The organism is Algoriphagus halophilus, assembly GCF_041729275.1.
Classification (GTDB): domain Bacteria; phylum Bacteroidota; class Bacteroidia; order Cytophagales; family Cyclobacteriaceae; genus Algoriphagus; species Algoriphagus halophilus_A.
Genome location: NZ_CP146486.1, coordinates 291,688 through 308,731, shown reverse-complemented (window position 1 = coordinate 308,731; position 17,044 = coordinate 291,688). Strand labels below are relative to the sequence as shown.

At 38.1% G+C, this 17,044-nt stretch carries 15 protein-coding genes; 10 read left to right on the top strand and 5 right to left on the bottom strand.

The window, feature by feature from the left end; translation table 11 throughout:
- The first annotated feature begins 39 nt into the window (after positions 1-39).
- The 3 genes from V8V91_RS01630 to V8V91_RS01620 are packed head-to-tail and all read left to right on the top strand — an operon-like array spanning position 40 to position 2,287.
- Positions 40-969: a hypothetical protein gene (locus tag V8V91_RS01630; RefSeq protein ID WP_373398469.1), complete on the top strand. Its 930-nt coding sequence runs from the start codon at positions 40-42 to the stop codon at positions 967-969.
- Positions 966-1,556, top strand: a complete 591-nt coding sequence (locus V8V91_RS01625; protein ID WP_373398468.1) for a sensor histidine kinase — start codon at positions 966-968, stop codon at positions 1,554-1,556. The genes V8V91_RS01630 and V8V91_RS01625 overlap by 4 nt, the downstream gene beginning before the upstream one ends.
- On the top strand, positions 1,556-2,287 hold the full coding sequence (locus V8V91_RS01620; protein WP_373398467.1) for a LytR/AlgR family response regulator transcription factor: 732 nt from the start codon (positions 1,556-1,558) through the stop codon (positions 2,285-2,287). Before V8V91_RS01625 ends, V8V91_RS01620 begins: the two co-directional genes overlap by 1 nt.
- A 130-nt stretch (positions 2,288-2,417) precedes the next feature.
- Here V8V91_RS01620 and V8V91_RS01615 read toward each other — a convergent pair whose 3' ends face one another.
- Positions 2,418-4,481 carry a glutamine--tRNA ligase/YqeY domain fusion protein gene (locus tag V8V91_RS01615; RefSeq protein WP_373398466.1) on the bottom strand — a complete coding sequence of 688 codons (2,064 nt, stop codon included), beginning with the start codon at positions 4,479-4,481 and terminating at the stop codon, positions 2,418-2,420.
- Between the two features lie 429 nt (positions 4,482-4,910).
- On the opposite strand from V8V91_RS01615, the gene V8V91_RS01610 reads away from it, so the two are divergent.
- The 5 genes from V8V91_RS01610 to cls all read left to right on the top strand — a co-directional run bounded on the left by V8V91_RS01610 (position 4,911) and on the right by cls (position 10,817).
- Positions 4,911-6,269: an aminopeptidase P N-terminal domain-containing protein gene (locus tag V8V91_RS01610; protein ID WP_373400846.1), complete on the top strand. Its 1,359-nt coding sequence runs from the start codon at positions 4,911-4,913 to the stop codon at positions 6,267-6,269.
- Positions 6,270-6,299: 30 nt separating this feature from the next.
- Entirely contained in the window at positions 6,300-7,439 is a 1,140-nt protein-coding gene (locus tag V8V91_RS01605; RefSeq protein ID WP_373398465.1) for a M1 family metallopeptidase, read from the top strand.
- A 5-nt stretch (positions 7,440-7,444) separates the two neighbouring features.
- Positions 7,445-7,930: a M1 family metallopeptidase gene (locus tag V8V91_RS01600; RefSeq protein ID WP_373398464.1), complete on the top strand. Its 486-nt coding sequence runs from the start codon at positions 7,445-7,447 to the stop codon at positions 7,928-7,930.
- Positions 7,931-8,149: 219 nt separating this feature from the next.
- Complete coding sequence (locus V8V91_RS01595) at positions 8,150-9,241, top strand: AI-2E family transporter (protein WP_373398463.1); 1,092 nt, start codon at positions 8,150-8,152, stop codon at positions 9,239-9,241.
- A 94-nt stretch (positions 9,242-9,335) separates the two neighbouring features.
- A complete protein-coding gene (cls, locus tag V8V91_RS01590; RefSeq protein ID WP_373398462.1) occupies positions 9,336-10,817 on the top strand; it encodes a cardiolipin synthase in 1,482 nt (493 codons plus the stop codon).
- A 3-nt stretch (positions 10,818-10,820) separates the two neighbouring features.
- Here cls and V8V91_RS01585 read toward each other — a convergent pair whose 3' ends face one another.
- Both V8V91_RS01585 and V8V91_RS01580 read right to left on the bottom strand, forming a co-directional pair.
- A complete protein-coding gene (locus V8V91_RS01585) occupies positions 10,821-13,349 on the bottom strand; it encodes a PVC-type heme-binding CxxCH protein (RefSeq protein WP_373398461.1) in 2,529 nt (842 codons plus the stop codon).
- A complete protein-coding gene (locus V8V91_RS01580; protein ID WP_373398460.1) occupies positions 13,337-13,756 on the bottom strand; it encodes a hypothetical protein in 420 nt (139 codons plus the stop codon). Before V8V91_RS01580 ends, V8V91_RS01585 begins: the two co-directional genes overlap by 13 nt.
- A 326-nt stretch (positions 13,757-14,082) precedes the next feature.
- Between V8V91_RS01580 and V8V91_RS01575 the strand changes: the two genes are divergently transcribed.
- On the top strand, positions 14,083-14,331 hold the full coding sequence (locus V8V91_RS01575) for a hypothetical protein (protein ID WP_373398459.1): 249 nt from the start codon (positions 14,083-14,085) through the stop codon (positions 14,329-14,331).
- A 169-nt stretch (positions 14,332-14,500) separates the two neighbouring features.
- Positions 14,501-16,126 carry a M28 family peptidase gene (locus tag V8V91_RS01570; protein WP_373398458.1) on the top strand — a complete coding sequence of 542 codons (1,626 nt, stop codon included), beginning with the start codon at positions 14,501-14,503 and terminating at the stop codon, positions 16,124-16,126.
- A gap of 108 nt (positions 16,127-16,234) precedes the next feature.
- On the opposite strand, the gene V8V91_RS01565 is transcribed toward V8V91_RS01570, so the two are convergent.
- Together V8V91_RS01565 and V8V91_RS01560 are read right to left on the bottom strand one after the other, a co-directional pair.
- Entirely contained in the window at positions 16,235-16,552 is a 318-nt protein-coding gene (locus V8V91_RS01565) for a TSUP family transporter (RefSeq protein WP_373398457.1), read from the bottom strand.
- A complete protein-coding gene (locus V8V91_RS01560) occupies positions 16,485-16,940 on the bottom strand; it encodes a sulfite exporter TauE/SafE family protein (protein ID WP_373398456.1) in 456 nt (151 codons plus the stop codon). The genes V8V91_RS01565 and V8V91_RS01560 overlap by 68 nt, the downstream gene beginning before the upstream one ends.
- Positions 16,941-17,044: the final 104 nt, after the last annotated feature.

Sequence of the window (17,044 nt, the reverse complement as noted above, 5' to 3'; positions counted from 1 at the left end):
TCCAAGAAGTTGTCTATGTGGATAAAACACTATCCAAAAATGAAAAAATTACTCTTTAGCATCTATTTATTACTCCATGCTTTCAGTTTACAAGCACAGGTACACTTTGTAGAAAAAGGAAAACTTAAAGTAGGAATCCGGGTTTACAAGGATCAAATAAACTATCCAATTGATAGCCTATGTGAAGGCTTTGAGCCTGAAACCCACTTACCCATCAATTTGATTATTCCTGAAGGTAGTTCACTTGGCATCAATACGGATTCTATACAATCCACCGACATCGCTTTAGTCGTCAATAATAAACTTCAGTACATCAATAGGCCAGAAGTAAAAATGAATGGGTTCAGTATGAGTTCTTCTCCAGGATCTGAGCAGAGCTATGTATTCATTGATGAACAAGCGGGAGATACGCTGGCCATCACATGGAAAGTCGGGTATTCCTCTTTGGAACTATCTGATCTTTATCCTGCTGAATACTTTAGCAACTTTGTCGCCTATCAGTTTCAAAACATCTTTTCATCTTATCCCGATTCTTCCCAATACAATTGGTCAGATGTAGAGTATGTGGATGAGCTGAATGAGAGGGGGTTACCGGTTAATCCATCCTTCCCCTATAAGGATAATGGTCTTTACTTTGTGGTAGATCAATTAACTGAAGATGCAAAGGTCCAGCTAATTGGTTTTCATGAAAGTCTACAAGGATATGACCCTGAAAATCCATTTGCCCTTTTTCTATATGAAGATCTTTCTCCCGGTGATTATACCTTTTATGTCCAACCATTTGAAGGTGCGCCTGAAGAACTATCACTTAGCTATCCATTTACGATCCTAAAGCCATGGTGGCTGGAGACTCCTACACTAATCGGTGGTTCAATCCTAGTTGTAATCTTGATAGGAGGTATTTTATTCATTGCCTACAGAAACAAACAAGAGAAACAAAAAAGCAACTCGAATGGGCTAAGCAATTGACGGAAGCAGAATTAAAAGCAATTCGGGCGCAACTGAATCCACATTTTCTGTTTAATGCTTTGAGTTCCATTCAAAACTTAGTGAGTCAGCAAAAAAATGAAGCTGCGAATACTTACATCACAAAATTGTCCAGGCTCTTACGGGAAGTCTTATCTGCTTCAAACAGCCAGTTTCATGAATTGGAGCAGGAATTAAACCTTATTCAACTCTACCTGGAACTGGAGCAACTTCGCTTCTCATTTACAAGTCGAATCCAAATTTCTGAACAGGTATCACTCCATCAATTGGTCCCTGTGATGCTACTTCAACCCTATGTAGAAAATGCAGTAAAACATGGAGTTGCGGGAATGGGTAAAAATGGAGTTATTCAAATCGATATTCAGCAAAAAGATCAATTGCTCCTTATAGATATTTTGGATAATGGACCAGGCTTATCAAAACCAACTACTGGTTCTTCAGGATTGCATTTAAGTGAGGAAAGAATCCGAAATCTAAATAAATTATACGCGGGCGAGGCATCTGTCGATATCAAAAACAGAGAAGACGGGGTTGGAGTCCAAGTTCGAATAAAGCTACCTCTTGAATAATGAAATACCATGCATTATTGATCGATGATGAGGAAGGCAATCGTGAATTACTAACACGCTTGCTGGAACAGCATTGTCCAGGAATAGGGTTTATAGATCAAGCAGCTTCTGCAAAAGAGGCTTTGGATAAAATCCAGTTAACGAAACCAGACGTGGTGTTCTTGGATATTGAAATGCCAGGGGGAAGTGGGTTTGATTTTCTAAATGAAGCAGGAGGTATTGACTTTAAAATCATCTTTGTTACGGCTTATGATTCCTATGCCCTAAGAGCCATCAAGTATAGCGCACTGGATTATTTGCTGAAACCAGTTGACCCGAAGGAATTGATCCATGCAGTAGAGAAGTTGGAGGAACAAATAGGGCAACAAGAAAAAATTGACCTGTTATCCTATAACTTAAGTCATGACCAAGACCGGAGAATTGCACTAGCTACTCAGGAGGAAGTAATTTTTGCCAGGGTGAGTGACATTATCCGTTTACAAGCAGAGGCAAACTATACCAAAGTTTTCATGGAAAACGAACCCCCGGTATTACTTTCTGGAAATCTGGGGCATTTTGAAAAGTTATTGAAAGACCAACGTTTTTATCGTACGCACCAATCACATTTGGTCAATATGAAACATGTTCGAAAATATGTGAAGACCGAAGGTGGGTATTTTTTGATGGATGATGGGAGCCAGGTACCCATTGCCCGGATGAAGCGGGATGAATTGAAAAGACTTTTTACTTAAGTCCCATAATTAGAAGAATTGATATTCAATAAGTAGTTCGATGGAGGAGGGTATCCATTCAACTGCTTTTCAATAAAAATGCTCGCTGAAAAAAACAGCGAGCATTTTCTAATGAAGTTTTGTAGACGGATTACTGATTGCTTCCATTGCCTATAGCCTTAGCTTCCTCTACCAATTGCTCATTTCCATCTGCAAGCCCCGCAGCAATAAAGGCATCAATTTCCTTATTTCTTTCTTGACCTTTGTTGAGCAGAACTCCTAATGTAATCATCGCTCCGATGCGGGTTCCCACTTTTTTTGCGGCAGTCCCAAACAAAGGTTCCAATTCTTCATATGTTACCTGCTCAGCAAGTTTAGCGATATCTGCTCTGGCAGCAGCCAGTTTATCGCCGGAGAGATTGGTGTATTTTTTCGCAATTTTCTGAATTTCATTAATGGCCGAACGTTGACCTTGTCCTTGACCAGCATTGGGGTTAGGTTGTTTGGCCGGTTGGGTTGGTTGAGATGACGGAACAGCATTTTGCTTGGCCCAAGAATCTCTCAACCCCACTGTTTTATTAAATACCAATTGCTCTTCCGTACTGTCTTTATCAAGTGTAAAATAGCCCAAACGTTGGAATTGGAACTTATCACTTAAGCTGGCATCTTGCAAGTACGGTTCCAGATAAGCTTCTTTGATTACGTTTAAGGAGTTAGGATTGACAAACTCCATAAAATTCTTGTCTTCATGACTATCTGGGGCTTCATCCAAAAACAAACGATCGTATTCACGAACTTCTGCTTTAATGGCATGTTGAATCGATACCCAATGCAAGGTTCCTTTTACCTTTCTGGTGCTCGCTTCGGTACCACTTCCAGATCGAGAATCCAAATCAGCAGTACAGTGGATTTCCGTAATAGTTCCAGCAGCATCTTTTACCACAGACTCGCCTTTAATGATGTACGCACTTTTAAGACGAACCTCATTTCCCAATGTTAAACGGAAATACTTACTTCCAGCATTTTCCTTAAAATCTTCGCGTTCTATATACAGTTCTCTTGAAAAAGGCACTTGGTGAGTTCCAGAATTTGGATCTTCTGGATTGTTTTCTGCCTGGAGCATTTCTGTTTGCCCTTCAGGATAGTTAGTTATAACCAGTTTTATTGGATCCAACACCGCCATCACACGTGTAGCCGTTTTATTTAGATGTTCTCGGATACAATATTCCAATAAAGAAACATCCGTTACAGAATCACGCTTTGATATACCAGAAAGTTCACTGAAATGTGTGATGGATTCTGGGGTATAGCCCCTTCTTCTCAATCCAGAAATGGTAGGCATACGAGGATCATCCCATCCAGAAACAGTTTTGGACTGAACCAGTTCGAGCAATTTCCGCTTGCTCATTACCGTGTAACTCAGGTTTCTTCTGGCAAATTCCCGTTGCTTTGGCCTTAACTTTTTCGGATCTACAATTTGATCTAAAAACCAATCGTATAATTCCCGGTGCATTTTAAACTCCAGGGTACATAAAGAATGCGATATCTGTTCTATGTAATCAGATTCACCATGAGTCCAATCATACATAGGGTAGATACACCAATCTGATCCGGTCCTATGGTGCGCTTTTTTCACAATTCTATACAAGATCGGATCCCGCATGAGCATATTAGGAGAAGCCATATCAATTTTTGCACGGAGCACATAACTACCTTGCTCAAATTCTCCGGCTTTCATCCGTTCGAACATGGCTAGGTTTTCTTCCACCGAATTGTCTCGATAAGGACCTGCCACTCCAGGCGTTGTTGGTGTGCCCTTTTGCTCAGCCATGGCTTCCGCAGACTGACCATCTACATAGGCTTTACCTTCTTTGATTAATTGGACAGCCCAATCATATAATTGCTGAAAATAATCCGAAGAATAGCATTCTGTTGCCCATTTGAAGCCCAACCATTGAATATCGTATTTGATGGCATCCACGTATTCCTGCTCTTCTTTGGCAGGGTTGGTATCGTCAAAACGAAGATTTACAGGTGCATTATGCAGTTCACCGAGCCCAAAATTCAGGCAAATGGAAGCGGCATGACCAATATGTAAATAACCGTTAGGCTCAGGAGGGAAACGAAAACGAAGCTTCTCCTTTGGAAAGCCAGCAGCTAAATCGTCTTCAATGAGTTGTTCTAGAAAATTGAGTGATGCGGATTCTTCAGTCATAGATCGAAATTGAATTTCAAAATTAAGTCAATTGGATGTATTTGCAACTGAAATCTGAAAGAAGTGAGCTGTAAATAGTGATCAGTTGGGTGTGTCTAGTGTTTTGGAAAGGATGAATTCTAAAATCAGAAATCTGAAACATTAAGCAATTACTTTTTTGAATAAATATTCAGATGTCGGCAATTGGTAAATCAGAAACCTTAAATCACACATCCTAAATTCTACCTCTTGCCTGTGAGCTTGCATTCGAATACTTCTTCATTCAATAGGGGGAACGAACTAAGCCTATCTCAGAATTGAAATGATAGATTCTTACTATATTCCTATTTAAACCACCAACCATATGAAAAAATTTCAAGCCATTCTACTTTTACTTTTTTCTATTTCATTCTCCACATACCCCCAAGATGATCCACATTTTCAAGCTGAATTCTCCAAGGGGGAATTTGCAAAAGAAGAAATACGGTGTATGAGAAGATTGGAAACAATGCGATAGCAGTTATCCAGGGTGCCAGCGGAATTCCTGGCTTCAGCGTCTTTCGAGAATCCAATACCTTTTTTTACCTCACAGGAGTGGAAACTGCACGTTCTTATTTACTACTCAATGGAAGAAGTAAAAGAGCTATTCTGTACCTCCCTCATAGAGATGAGGGAATGGAAAGAAGTCAGGGAAAAGTCCTTTCTGCCGAAGATGCAGAATTAGTAAAGGAACTCACAGGGATTGACCAAGTAAAAGGTATCGAATTTTTAGCCGCTGACCTGGTAGGTGCAGGCCTAATCAAACCTCCGGGCCCCATTCTATTTACGGAGTTTAGTCCGGCAGAAACAGGAAATGACAGTAGGGATGAGATCCTTTTCGGGCAGGCAAGAAATGCTTCCGATCCTTGGGATGGTGCGCCTACCCGAGAAGCAAGATTTATTTCCAAACTCAAAGACCGATATCCTCAATATGAAATCCAGGATCTGACACCGATTCTGGATGAGATGCGATTAATTAAAAGTGAAGAGGAAATTGCCGTCATCAAAAAAGCGACTCATATCGCAGGCTTGGCAATCATGGAAGCCATGAGATCTACTAATCCAGGCGTTTATGAATACCAGTTAGATGCAGCTGCCAAGTATATTTTTTACCTCTATGGCTCCCAAGGAGATGGTTATCCTTCCATCATAGGAGGAGGAACCAATGCCTATATGGGACACTATTTCCATAAAACTGATCAATTGAAAGATGGGGATTTGGTTTTAATGGACTATGCTCCGGATTATGAATTTTATACCAGTGATGTCACCAGAATCTGGCCTGTGAATGGAACCTTCGATGAGGAGCAAAAAGAACTATATAATTTCATTGTCGCCTATCGGGATGCCTTATTCCGGTACATCAAGCCTGGTGTAACGGCTGATGAGGTATTGGATCATGCTGCTTCTGATATGAAAGCCTATTTAGAGGATAAGACCTTTGTCAAGGAAAGTCATTTGAAAGCTGTACAAGAGGGGTTGAAATTCAGGGGGCATTTCCAGCATCCGGTGGGAATGGCAGTACATGATGTAGGCAGGGTACGAGGAAGACCGCTGGAAGCCGGAATGGTATTCACTATAGATCCCATGATCTGGTTACATGAAGAGCGTTTATATATACGCATTGAAGATGTGGCCCTGGTAACCGAAGATGGCGTAGAAAACCTGAGTAGTTTCGTCCCATCCAAATTGGAAGATGTGGAGTACACCATCCGAGAAAAAGGATTGATAGAATTCAGGCCTGAAATAGACCTCTCTACTCTAAAATAATGAACTTCTTTTTTACCTATATCCACTACCATGAAGAATCACTTAATCCTGTTATTAATTTTATTTTCTAACAACTTATTCGCCAGGACGGACTCATATCCCAAGAATCCTAAAGTAGATGTCCTGAACTACCAGTTTAACATCAAATTATCTGATGATACCGATGAAATTACCTGTGAATTGATCCTTGATGTTCGATATCTGGGAGAAGGGGTGGATAGCCTTCGTTTAGACTTGGTTAAAGCTTCCATCGCATTGGAAAATAAAGGAATGACCGTTTCATCCATTCAATCTGAAGGACAGGAACTTGCATTTACACACAATGGAGAAGAATTAAAAATCAAACTTCCATCTAGCTCCAAAAAAGATCAAGAAAAGCAATACCAAATTGTTTATTCAGGAATACCAGCTTCCGGGTTAAAAATTGCCAAAAACAAATATGGCGATCGAACCTTTTTCAGTGACAATTGGCCCGATAAAGGAAGAAATTGGCTAGCTATGGTAGACCATCCCTATGACAAAGCTACTTGTGAATTTATTGTTACTGCTCCCTCACATTACCAGGTGGTATCAAATGGATTAAAGATAGAAGAAACAGATCTGGGTAACGGAAACCGATTGACCCATTGGAAACAATCTGTTCCGATCGCTTCTTGGTTGTATGTTTTGGGAGTTGCCCGTTTTGCTATGCAGGAAGTAGAGCAATTTGACCACAAGTCAATTCAGACTTGGGTTTACTATCAAGATCGGGAAAAGGGCTTTTATGACTTCGCGGTTCCCACAAAACAAGTACTTGAATTCTATAGCGATTATATAGGTCCCTTTTCCTATGAGAAACTTGCCAATATCCAATCCAACAGTGTCAGCGGTGGAATGGAAGCAGCATCAGCCATTTTATATAGCGAAAATTCGGTAGTAGGGGATAGAAATACTCGCTGGAGAAATGTGATCATTCATGAGATTGCTCACCAATGGTTTGGAAATGCAGTAACGGAATACGACTGGGACGATGTTTGGTTGAGTGAGGGTTTTGCTACTTATTTTACTTTGTTGTTCAGAGAGCATGCGTATGGAAGAGATGATTTTTTGGAAGGACTGGCCAATAGTAAAAAGACGGTTGACGCTTTTCATGAAAAAATCCTGATTATAGAATCGTCCATGATAACCTGAGTGATATGAGCAAGGTGGTGAGTTCCCATACCTACCAAAAAGGAAGTTGGATATTACACATGCTAAGGGGAGTCATCGGAACGGAGAACTTCTGGAAAGGCATCCAAGCTTATTATGCCAAGTATCAAAATGGAAACGCAACAACTTCAGATTTCAGGAGGGAAATGGAAAAGGCCTCTGGAAAAGATCTGGACTGCTTTTTTGAGCAATGGTTATATCAACCTGGAGCTTTAAGTGTGGAAGGTAATTGGTCATATGATACAGGTAAAAAACTAGTGCAAATCACTTTAAACCAAGTTCAAAACGATGGAAGTAAGTTCGAAATGCCTATTGAACTGGCTATAAAGTCGAAAGACAAAACTGAGTTGAAAACCATTTGGATCAAAGAGATGAAAAATACCATTGAAATTCCATTGGAAACCGCTCCCGAAGAAGTTATTCTTGACCCTAATACCTGGGTGTTGATGGATGCGAAATGGGAACAGAATTAAGGTGTTGAGTAAATGTTAAACCAGTATTCAGTGGTTAGGGATCGGTATTCAGCCAAGTTAGAAGACTTAAAGTTGAAAACTGAAGATAAAAATGGGGAGGACTGGAGCTTTCTACTAAAATTAGTTAACTATAATCCTATATAAACCAAAGGAAGATAGGGTTCTTGCTAAATATGAAATATTGAAACAAAATGTTATTTTGATTTTAAAATTCAATAAATGCAATCTAGCTCGATTAATAATTCAAGACTTTTTGGTGTCACGGCTCTATTAATCTGTTTTGTATTAATTGTTTTAATTCTCATCCTAGCAAAATCATTTTTGATTCCACTTGCTTGGAGTTTGTTGATTGCACTGGCTTCCTTCCGCATGTTGAACAAAATCGAAAATAGATATAGGATCAATAGGATGATTTCTTCCCTCGTTTATGTGATCCTCATACTTCTGATTATTTTAATGCTTTTCTATTTCTTTTATATAGAGATCGTCTCTATTATCAAAGGAATCCCTGATTTCAACATACTTCTGATTGAATCCATTCAACAAAGCATCCTCTTACTTGAGGACTATGGGATTCATTTACCGCTCATAGACCAAAATCTGATACATATTTGGATCTCTAATCATTCCGAAACCATTTCTAATGTGTTGAAATCCTTGGGTAAGTCATTTGGAGAAATTTTTCTTGTAGGGCTTTATCTATTCTTTATACTCTATTATCGAGACAATTACCTTTATTATTTGAAGCTAAAGACAAAAGGAAGTGAAACGTTTAGTGTTAAGAAAAAGCAAGTAACTGAAATTTCAGATGTGATAAGTAATTTTCTATTTGGTCTATTCTCCATCACCTTCATTTTGACCATTCTGTTACTGATTTTATTCCTTGCAATTGGATTAAAGTATGCATTGTTTTTTGCACTCCTTGTTTCGCTATTAACTCTAATTCCTTATATCGGAAATCCCATAGGGATGATTATCGTAGTGATCTTCGCGATTATTTCCAGTGATGATTTGACACTTCCAGCTTTGGCTTTAGGCAGTATCTTAGTAGGGAACGCATTAAAAAGTTATGTTTTTAAGCCTATTATCATTGGAAATAAAATTAATCTAAATGCATTCGTAATATTTCTATCCGTGATTTTGGGTGGATTAATTTGGGGTATTTCTGGAATGATTCTATTTATGCCATTTGCTGGAATCCTCAAAGTAATGATACAATACAATGACAGAACAAAACCTTTAGTCGCACTATTTGTATCCATTCCCAAGGATATTATAAACTCTGAAAATGACCCTGAGTCGGCAAAATGAGATGATTAGTATTTAAAATGAAAAACTCTCTAATAGAAGTACATTAATAAAGCTGCATGCAGTTTCCCGATTTTCATTATAAATCTAAAGTTCAATGAATATAAGCCAGTTTTTTACGATCAATCATATTTTTTCTTTGGTATACTTATTCGCATTGATCTTTACAATTTTCAGAATTTTACTTGACACCCATTCAACCTCAAAAACACTAGCTTATTTGTTGCTGGTTATCGTGTTACCCATACTGGGAATGATTTTTTATTATTCTGTGGGCATCAATTATAGACATAAGCGGCATAACCATCGTGCAGTTTCTGTACAAAAAGATTTAGATCGAGATTATTTTCAAGTGATTCCCAATAACACAAATCATTTGTTAGAAAAGTATAAGGAGGAATTTGGCCATTATAAGGGATTAGTCAAGTTTCAACTTAATATGATGGGAGAGTTCCTCAGCGAAAATTCATTTGAATTATTGGTAAATGGAGAGGAAAAATTTCCAGAAGTATTAAAGTCTTTAGAGCAGGCAGAGCATTTTATCCATATGGAATATTATGCCTGGGAAAATGATATTCGAGGTAATCAAATCAAAGAAATTTTAATTAATAAATCAAAGGCAGGATTGTCAATCAAAGTACTCTATGATGATTATGCCAGTAGAGGAATTCATAAAAATATAGTAAAAGAATTAAAGGAAAACGGGGTTGCAATTTACCCCAATATCAAAGTAAAATTGCGGCAATTTGCGAATAGATTAAATCATCGAGATCATAGAAAAGTGATTATCATCGATGGGAAGATTGGCTTTCTAGGAGGAATTAATATTTCAGATCGATATGATAACTCCATAGATACGGGTCTTTATTGGCGGGACACTCATGTGAAATTTTCTGGACCTCTTGTTCACAGCTTGCAAAGGCATTTTATCGTGAGTTGGAATATGGCTCAAGAAAAAAAGATCGAGTTTCAAAAGGAATTATTTCCTGAAAGTGAACAAATCGATGGGGTAGGAACCAAGGGTCTCGCACAACTCATGTCTGGAGGTCCCGTGTATCCCCAATCAAATATTATGATGACTTATTTTAAGTCATTTACCATAGCTCGCAGAAGTCTGTATATTACAAACCCCTATTTTATTCCAAATGAAGGAATTCTAAACTCCCTAAAACAAGCAGCTTTAAGCGGAGTAGATGTCAGGATATTGTTACCTGAAAAATCAGATTCTGCAATCGTTGGAGCAGCTTCCAAATTCTACTTTGCTGAATTATTAGAGGCAGGAGTTCGAATCTTTCATTATAAAAAAGGGTTCATTCATGCAAAGACAGTCGTAGCAGATCAAAAGATTAGTATCATCGGAACTGCAAATATGGATATTAGAAGTTTTGATTTGAATTTCGAATTGATGTCTGTGATCTACGGTTCAGAATTTGGGCTTAAAATGGAAAATATGTTTTTCAAGGACCTACAAGAAAGTGTGGAAATGACCAAAGAGCAGTTTCATAATTTGAGCACTTTCAAAAAGTTGACCTTTGCCACTGCTAGATTAATTTCCTCCTTTTGTAAAGGAGTCCCTTAAACTTCATTCAACTCCACTTTGTAAAAACGCTAACAAGTCAGCCATTTCTTGGTGGGTGATGCTATTTTCAAGACCTTCCATCATCAGAGAAGTTCCCAAAGAACGAAATTCTTTAATATTCGATTTGTAAATAGTAACACTTTCTCCCCCTGGCTTTTTGATAGTGATATTCTCATCAGTTTCATTAGAAACTATTCCAAGGTGAACCACACCATCATTAGTCTCAAGCCTATGGTTGATATATTTGGTATCCACACCCGCATTGGGATCAAGTATATCATGCAGGTTGGTTTCTTTGCTTTTTCGTCCTATCTCAGTCAGTGTAGGACCTACTTCATTACCGGTTTTTCCAAAGATATGGCAGTTTGAACAGATATTTTCAAACACGTTTGCTCCATCTAAAACAGACCCATTTAGCGCCAAAGCAGGCTTCATTTGATCAATTGCCTCTTTCCGATTTGTAACACCAGAATCAGTAAATAATTTTTCAGCCCTACGCTTTGTTTCTTCATTGTCTGTCCACCAAAGCAATGTTCTTCTCCGCTCTAAATCAAAATTCATTTCGCCTATATTAATTTGTCCATTTTCCAATCCAGTCAATAAAGCATCATGATGGGTTTCAACATAGAGCAGAAGGTCACTGGCATACCTTCTGGTTTGGGGGCTTAACTCGTTCCAAATATCTACGATTTTCTTCCCGATTTCCTGTTCATTGTATTTAGATAATTGGCGTAATGCATTCTCCTGAAGTTTGAGGGGTTCAGTATTACTTAAACATTGAAATAGCACATCTGATTTGACTTCATAGGGAAGTAGTTCTATTAAAGACAATTGTTGGAGCCTAAAACTTTCAGACATGGATTTATCATTTACTTTCCTCAATGCCGCTTGGCTTAATTGTAAGAATTCAGGAGAAGTGTTCAAATGAAGTTTACTTCGCAATTGGGCTAATTCTGAAATCAAACCTGGGTCACCAGATTGTTCTAATGCCAAAATATAGGGTTCAAGAGCGCTTCCACTTTTCTCATCCAGACCAAAGGAAAACTGTCTGATTATTTGTTGTTTGACACTCATTTGGACATCCGAATTATTCAAAGCTTGAAGAATAGATTTGGCATCATTCCCGTCTTTTCCAGCATTTAAAGCAAGTGAACTAAGAAACTGCTCAGGAATTTGTATAGATGTATTTACTAAAAGATTAGAAAGTAATTCTGGTGCCAATGGTCCGGTAGCTAAAGTATATGCTGCAATATTCCAGTCGTCATAAGGTAAAGTAATGGCCTTTTGAATTCCAACCAAAACCTCCTGTTTGAGCTCAGATAATCTTTCATTACCCAAGGTAGAAATAGAGAGCGCTGCTTGCATGCGAACACGGTTATCAGGATCACTTAGACTAGCTAAGACTGTTGCAAGGATATCTGGATGAGCATCTAACTCTTGTTCTGCAATTAGTAAAGCATTTTCTCGGATATCTCGAGACGGATCCTGAAGTGCCCGCAGCAAAGCTTCTTCTTTTAATTTTTTCTTTGTACCTAAAATCCATAAAGCATGAAGTTTGGCGAAATCATTTCCAGTTACCAAGTTCCTGGTTAATTCCTTAATTGTTTCATCTGTGAGGACTTGATCGATCAATAGACGGTGTGCAGTTTTTCTAACCCATTGATTGGAATGATTTAAACTATTTACTAATCCTTTTTGGCTCTTAAATTGATCCAAATCAAAAGGATTATTTACGCCTTTTTTAGTGATTTTATAAATTCGACCCTGATCTTTTCCAGCCTCCAGATCCAATGTTTTTTCAATTTCATCTGGAATCCATTCAGGATGTTCTATCACTTTACGATACATATCAACCACATACATGCTGCCATCCGGCCCTAAATTCATATTTACAGGACGAAAGGAACGGTCGGAACTTGCAAGGAAATCACGATTTTCCAAGACTCTAGAAGCTAAAAAAGCAGAACCATTGGATTGTATTTTATCTACATGAATTAGATTTAAAACAACATCTGCGACCCATATGGTATTTTCGTATTCAATCCCTAGAGAGCCTCCTCCATAATAGGTTATCCCACAAGCTCCAGAAAAATAACCAGATTGCTCAGGGTGATTCACACGGGATTCTTGCTCTCCAATTGGAAAAATACGAGCTAAGCCATTTTCTTCATGATTTGAAATATTTTGAAGGGTATGATTTTTCAAGATTTGATGACCATTTTTATATCGGTCTGGAAAGACAAGCTGAGAGATATGTTCCAGGTTATGCGTTTCAAATACCCGTCCAAAATCATCCATTGCGAGTCCGAATCCGCCAGAAGATTCACCCAAGCGTTCCAAGGTTTTTGTTTCCAGATTAAATCGGAAATCCTGACCTCGTAAATCCAACTGACTTTCTGGTTCACCCCACCAAAATGGCTTTCCATCATTTCCACCATTGGCTGCATAAATCCAGTTATCTAGCCCAAAAGTCAGGGCATTGTAATTGTGTTGTAAATTTCCAGTAGAAAATCCACCCATCAAGGTATCCACTTTTTCAGGGATATAATCTTGATTTTCATCACGTACAAATAATAAATAGGGGGAGCTGCCACTAAAACGCCTTTTTTATAGGGCATAAATGAGTTGGCTAGCTGCAAGTTTTCTATGAAAACAATTCTATCATCATAAACTCCATCTTTGTTCCTATCTTTTAAGACCAAGATTCTACTTTGCTGATCTTCAAAAGGATATCCCGGCATTTCTAGTACCAAAGCATCTCCTAATTCATTAAACTCCAAATCTACTGGGTCCTTAATTAAAGGTTCAGCAGCAACTCTATCTAAGGAAAATCCAGGTTCAATTTGAAACTCCTTCAGCACTAAATCCTCCTTACAGGAAAAGAGAAAACAAAAGGCTAAAATTAAATACTGAATAGAAATAGGAAACTTTTGTTTCATGGGAGTAGATAAAGAATATGGGTTGAAATAGAGAACAATGTGAATTTAAAATAATAAAATTTTAAAGATTCCTACTCGCTAAAATCAAGGATTAGCAATGTATTTTAAATGAAATCTCAAAATATAGATTTCTCGATCTTTGATTTGAATTGAGTCCTTTCAAAAAATAAATCTAAACAATAGAGCCATTCCGAAGAGGGCGACTAGCCACAATAATATAAATTACTGGTTATCAGAATAAAACATACTCTGTAATGAATGTTTTTTGATAACTTAACATAGGATCAAACTACAAAATCATGAAATAAGTAATTATTACCGCAAAAGTGGAAGATTCCGCAAAGTGGAAAGAAGGTTTTCGAACTCATGGCGAATTGTTTAAGCGCCTAACCTGTGTAAGTCCCATTCATATCTCTATCCAAGAGGGAAATCAAGTAGCATTGTTTAGTGATGTTGAAAATTTGGATACCTACATGAAAATCCTTGAAACTGAGGGTCCAGCTGCGATGGCCAATGATGGAGTGATCAAGGATACAGTTAAAATTTTTGTGATGGACAAAGAGTTTCATTTTTAGGATATTTTATAAATATCTTCCATGATCAAAAAGAATGTAGGGTAGGCGTAATTTCAAATTACGCCTTTCTTTTTAAGGGTTTCCAATACCTCACCTTATGAAATCATTTGACTTTTTGCATTATCTTAAGAGACTGTAAAATTGAAGATTAGCTGTATATCCTCTTACTATGAAAAACTCCCTTATTTTTCTTTTACTAATTACAATACTTGTTCATTGTAAACCTGCTATCCTAGATGACCAGGCATTGCTTTCATATGCAGATAATGCAGATCCAGACTTGATCAAACGCCATATCGCTATCCTGGCAGATGATAGTTTGCGAGGAAGATTACCAGGAACCCCGGAGTATGACATAGCCATGATGTATGTGGAAGATCAATATCAATCCATGGGCATCAAGCCATTGGGAAACAAAGATGGTAATAGCTATTTGCAACCTATGACTTTCAGAAAATCCATCATTGATGAAAGCTCCTCATACCTTATCCTGAATAATCAGGATACTGCCCAAGTAGGAGTGGAGTACTTTTTCCTTGGAAACTCAAGTTCACCCGAAATAGAATTTGAAGGAGAATTGGTGATAGCTGGGTATGGAATAGATGCGACACAGTTTGGTTATAATGATTTTGAAAACCTAGAAGTAAAAGATAAAATAGTCCTTGTGTATAATGGAGGACCTGATGCATTACCAGCAACAGAAAGAGCACATTTCAGCAATTCCAACACTAAAATTCAGACCTTAAGTGAGAAGGGCGCTTTAGGAATCATTTTTACCACTTTCCCAGAAGGGAGAGGTAGTTTTAAGGGAAATTATGATCGCTATTCAAAAGGTGGTATTGTCAGTGTAAAAATGCCTGATGGGGAATATGCAGGAAGATCTAATTATGGAAACATGAAATTCGGAGGTTATTTTGATTGGGAGTTTATCCGAAAAATCACAGCTAATGATGTAGATCTTATTTTGGAAAAATACCTTCAAGGTGAAGTCACTCAGCCTAAAAACAACATTTCCTTAAAAGGAAAAGTAGTGAATAATTTTTCAGAATTTGAAAGTTCCAATGTTGTTGGAGTTTTGGAAGGAACTGAATTAAAAAATGAATATGTCATTCATACTGCACACTTGGACCATGTAGGAGTTGGAACACCAGTAAATGGTGATTCGATTTACAATGGAGCACATGATAATGCATCTGGGATCAGCGCAATGTTGGAGATTGCTCGACTTTACAGCGAGTTACCTTCTAAACCTAAGCGATCTGTCATATTCGCTGCAGTAACTGCAGAAGAAATGGGCTTGTTGGGATCAATGTACCTGGCAGAAAATCCGGTAGTCCCTTCAGAAAGTATTGTCGCCAATGTTAATACTGATATGCCGACGATGGTCGGTCCCTTGGTTTCGGTAGAACCGTTAGGGGCGGAACAAAGCAGCATCATGAAAATAGTGGAGCGATCTACAAGTTTGTTGGGTTTAAAAATAGATGAGGATCATTTGCCTGAGGAAGTTCGTTTCGTACGAAGTGATAATTACAGTTTTGTAAAAGCAGGAATTCCAGCTTTACGGATGAAATTCGGTATTCAGACGGAAGATTCTCCGACTGGATTGGACTCAGCTATCTCCCATATGATGAGCCAGATTTATCATAAACCTTCTGACGAACTTGGAGAAAGTTTTAATTTCGAGGGAGCCAAAACCTATGTAGAACTTCAGTTTATGAATAGTTATCTTATTAATACTTCGGAAGCCAGGCCAACTTGGAATGAACATTCGTTTTTTAAGCGCTTTGAAAAATAGCTACCAACCAACTCCTTTAATTCAGAGGTAATTCCATTTAAAAAAGAGTTTGATCGGCTATCTATTTAAATAGGATGATTATTGCCCCTAAAGCAGTCAATACTAGGATCATTTTCCAAAAAATGCCTCATTGATCCTTTTGACGATGTTGATTCCAAGAATAAAACCCAGGATAATGCCTGGAATCAACTTTAAATCCAGTACCAGGGTTTCTTTGGAAATGGTTTCCCAAACGAAAAAGTGAAAGGGTAATTTGAATACATTAATAATCAGGAACAACCAGGCAGCCGTACCAATAAAGTGGTTTTTAGGCAGTCTCATGGCTAGGAAGTAGATATTGGAAATTGGTCCAGCCAAATTACCCACCATCGTGGTAAATCCTGCTAAAGTCCCTATTCCACTCGCAAAAGCCCAGTGGGTAGGCACTGTTTTCTCTTTTTTGATCCCACCAAATAATAATAGCCAAGATCAGGAAAATGAGTAGTACCATCCCATATTTAAAAGCCTTCTCAGGGAGATCCATTCCCACCCAGCTTCCTAGAAATATTCCTAAAATCATCCAAGGAAGGAACTTAGCTATGTAGCTCCATTGCGTATGCCGATTGTAATAGATGACAGCAAAGACATCCGCAACTACCAGGAGAGGCAATACAATCCCCGTGGATTGTTTGGTTTCAAAGGCAATGGCCATAAAAGTCACATTGATAATGGCAATTCCTTTGATGCCGGCTTTAGACATTCCAATTACAAAAGCGGCTAAAAAACTAAGTATCCACGAAGTAGTACTAATCTCAGAAAGAACGGCTTGTAGCATAGGTTGGGGGCAAAAGCAGGGGCTAAGATATTTCTATTTTTCAAACTTATAAAAATCAATGGATGGTCAACATGATTCAGTCTTAGAAATAAGGACTTAATCCG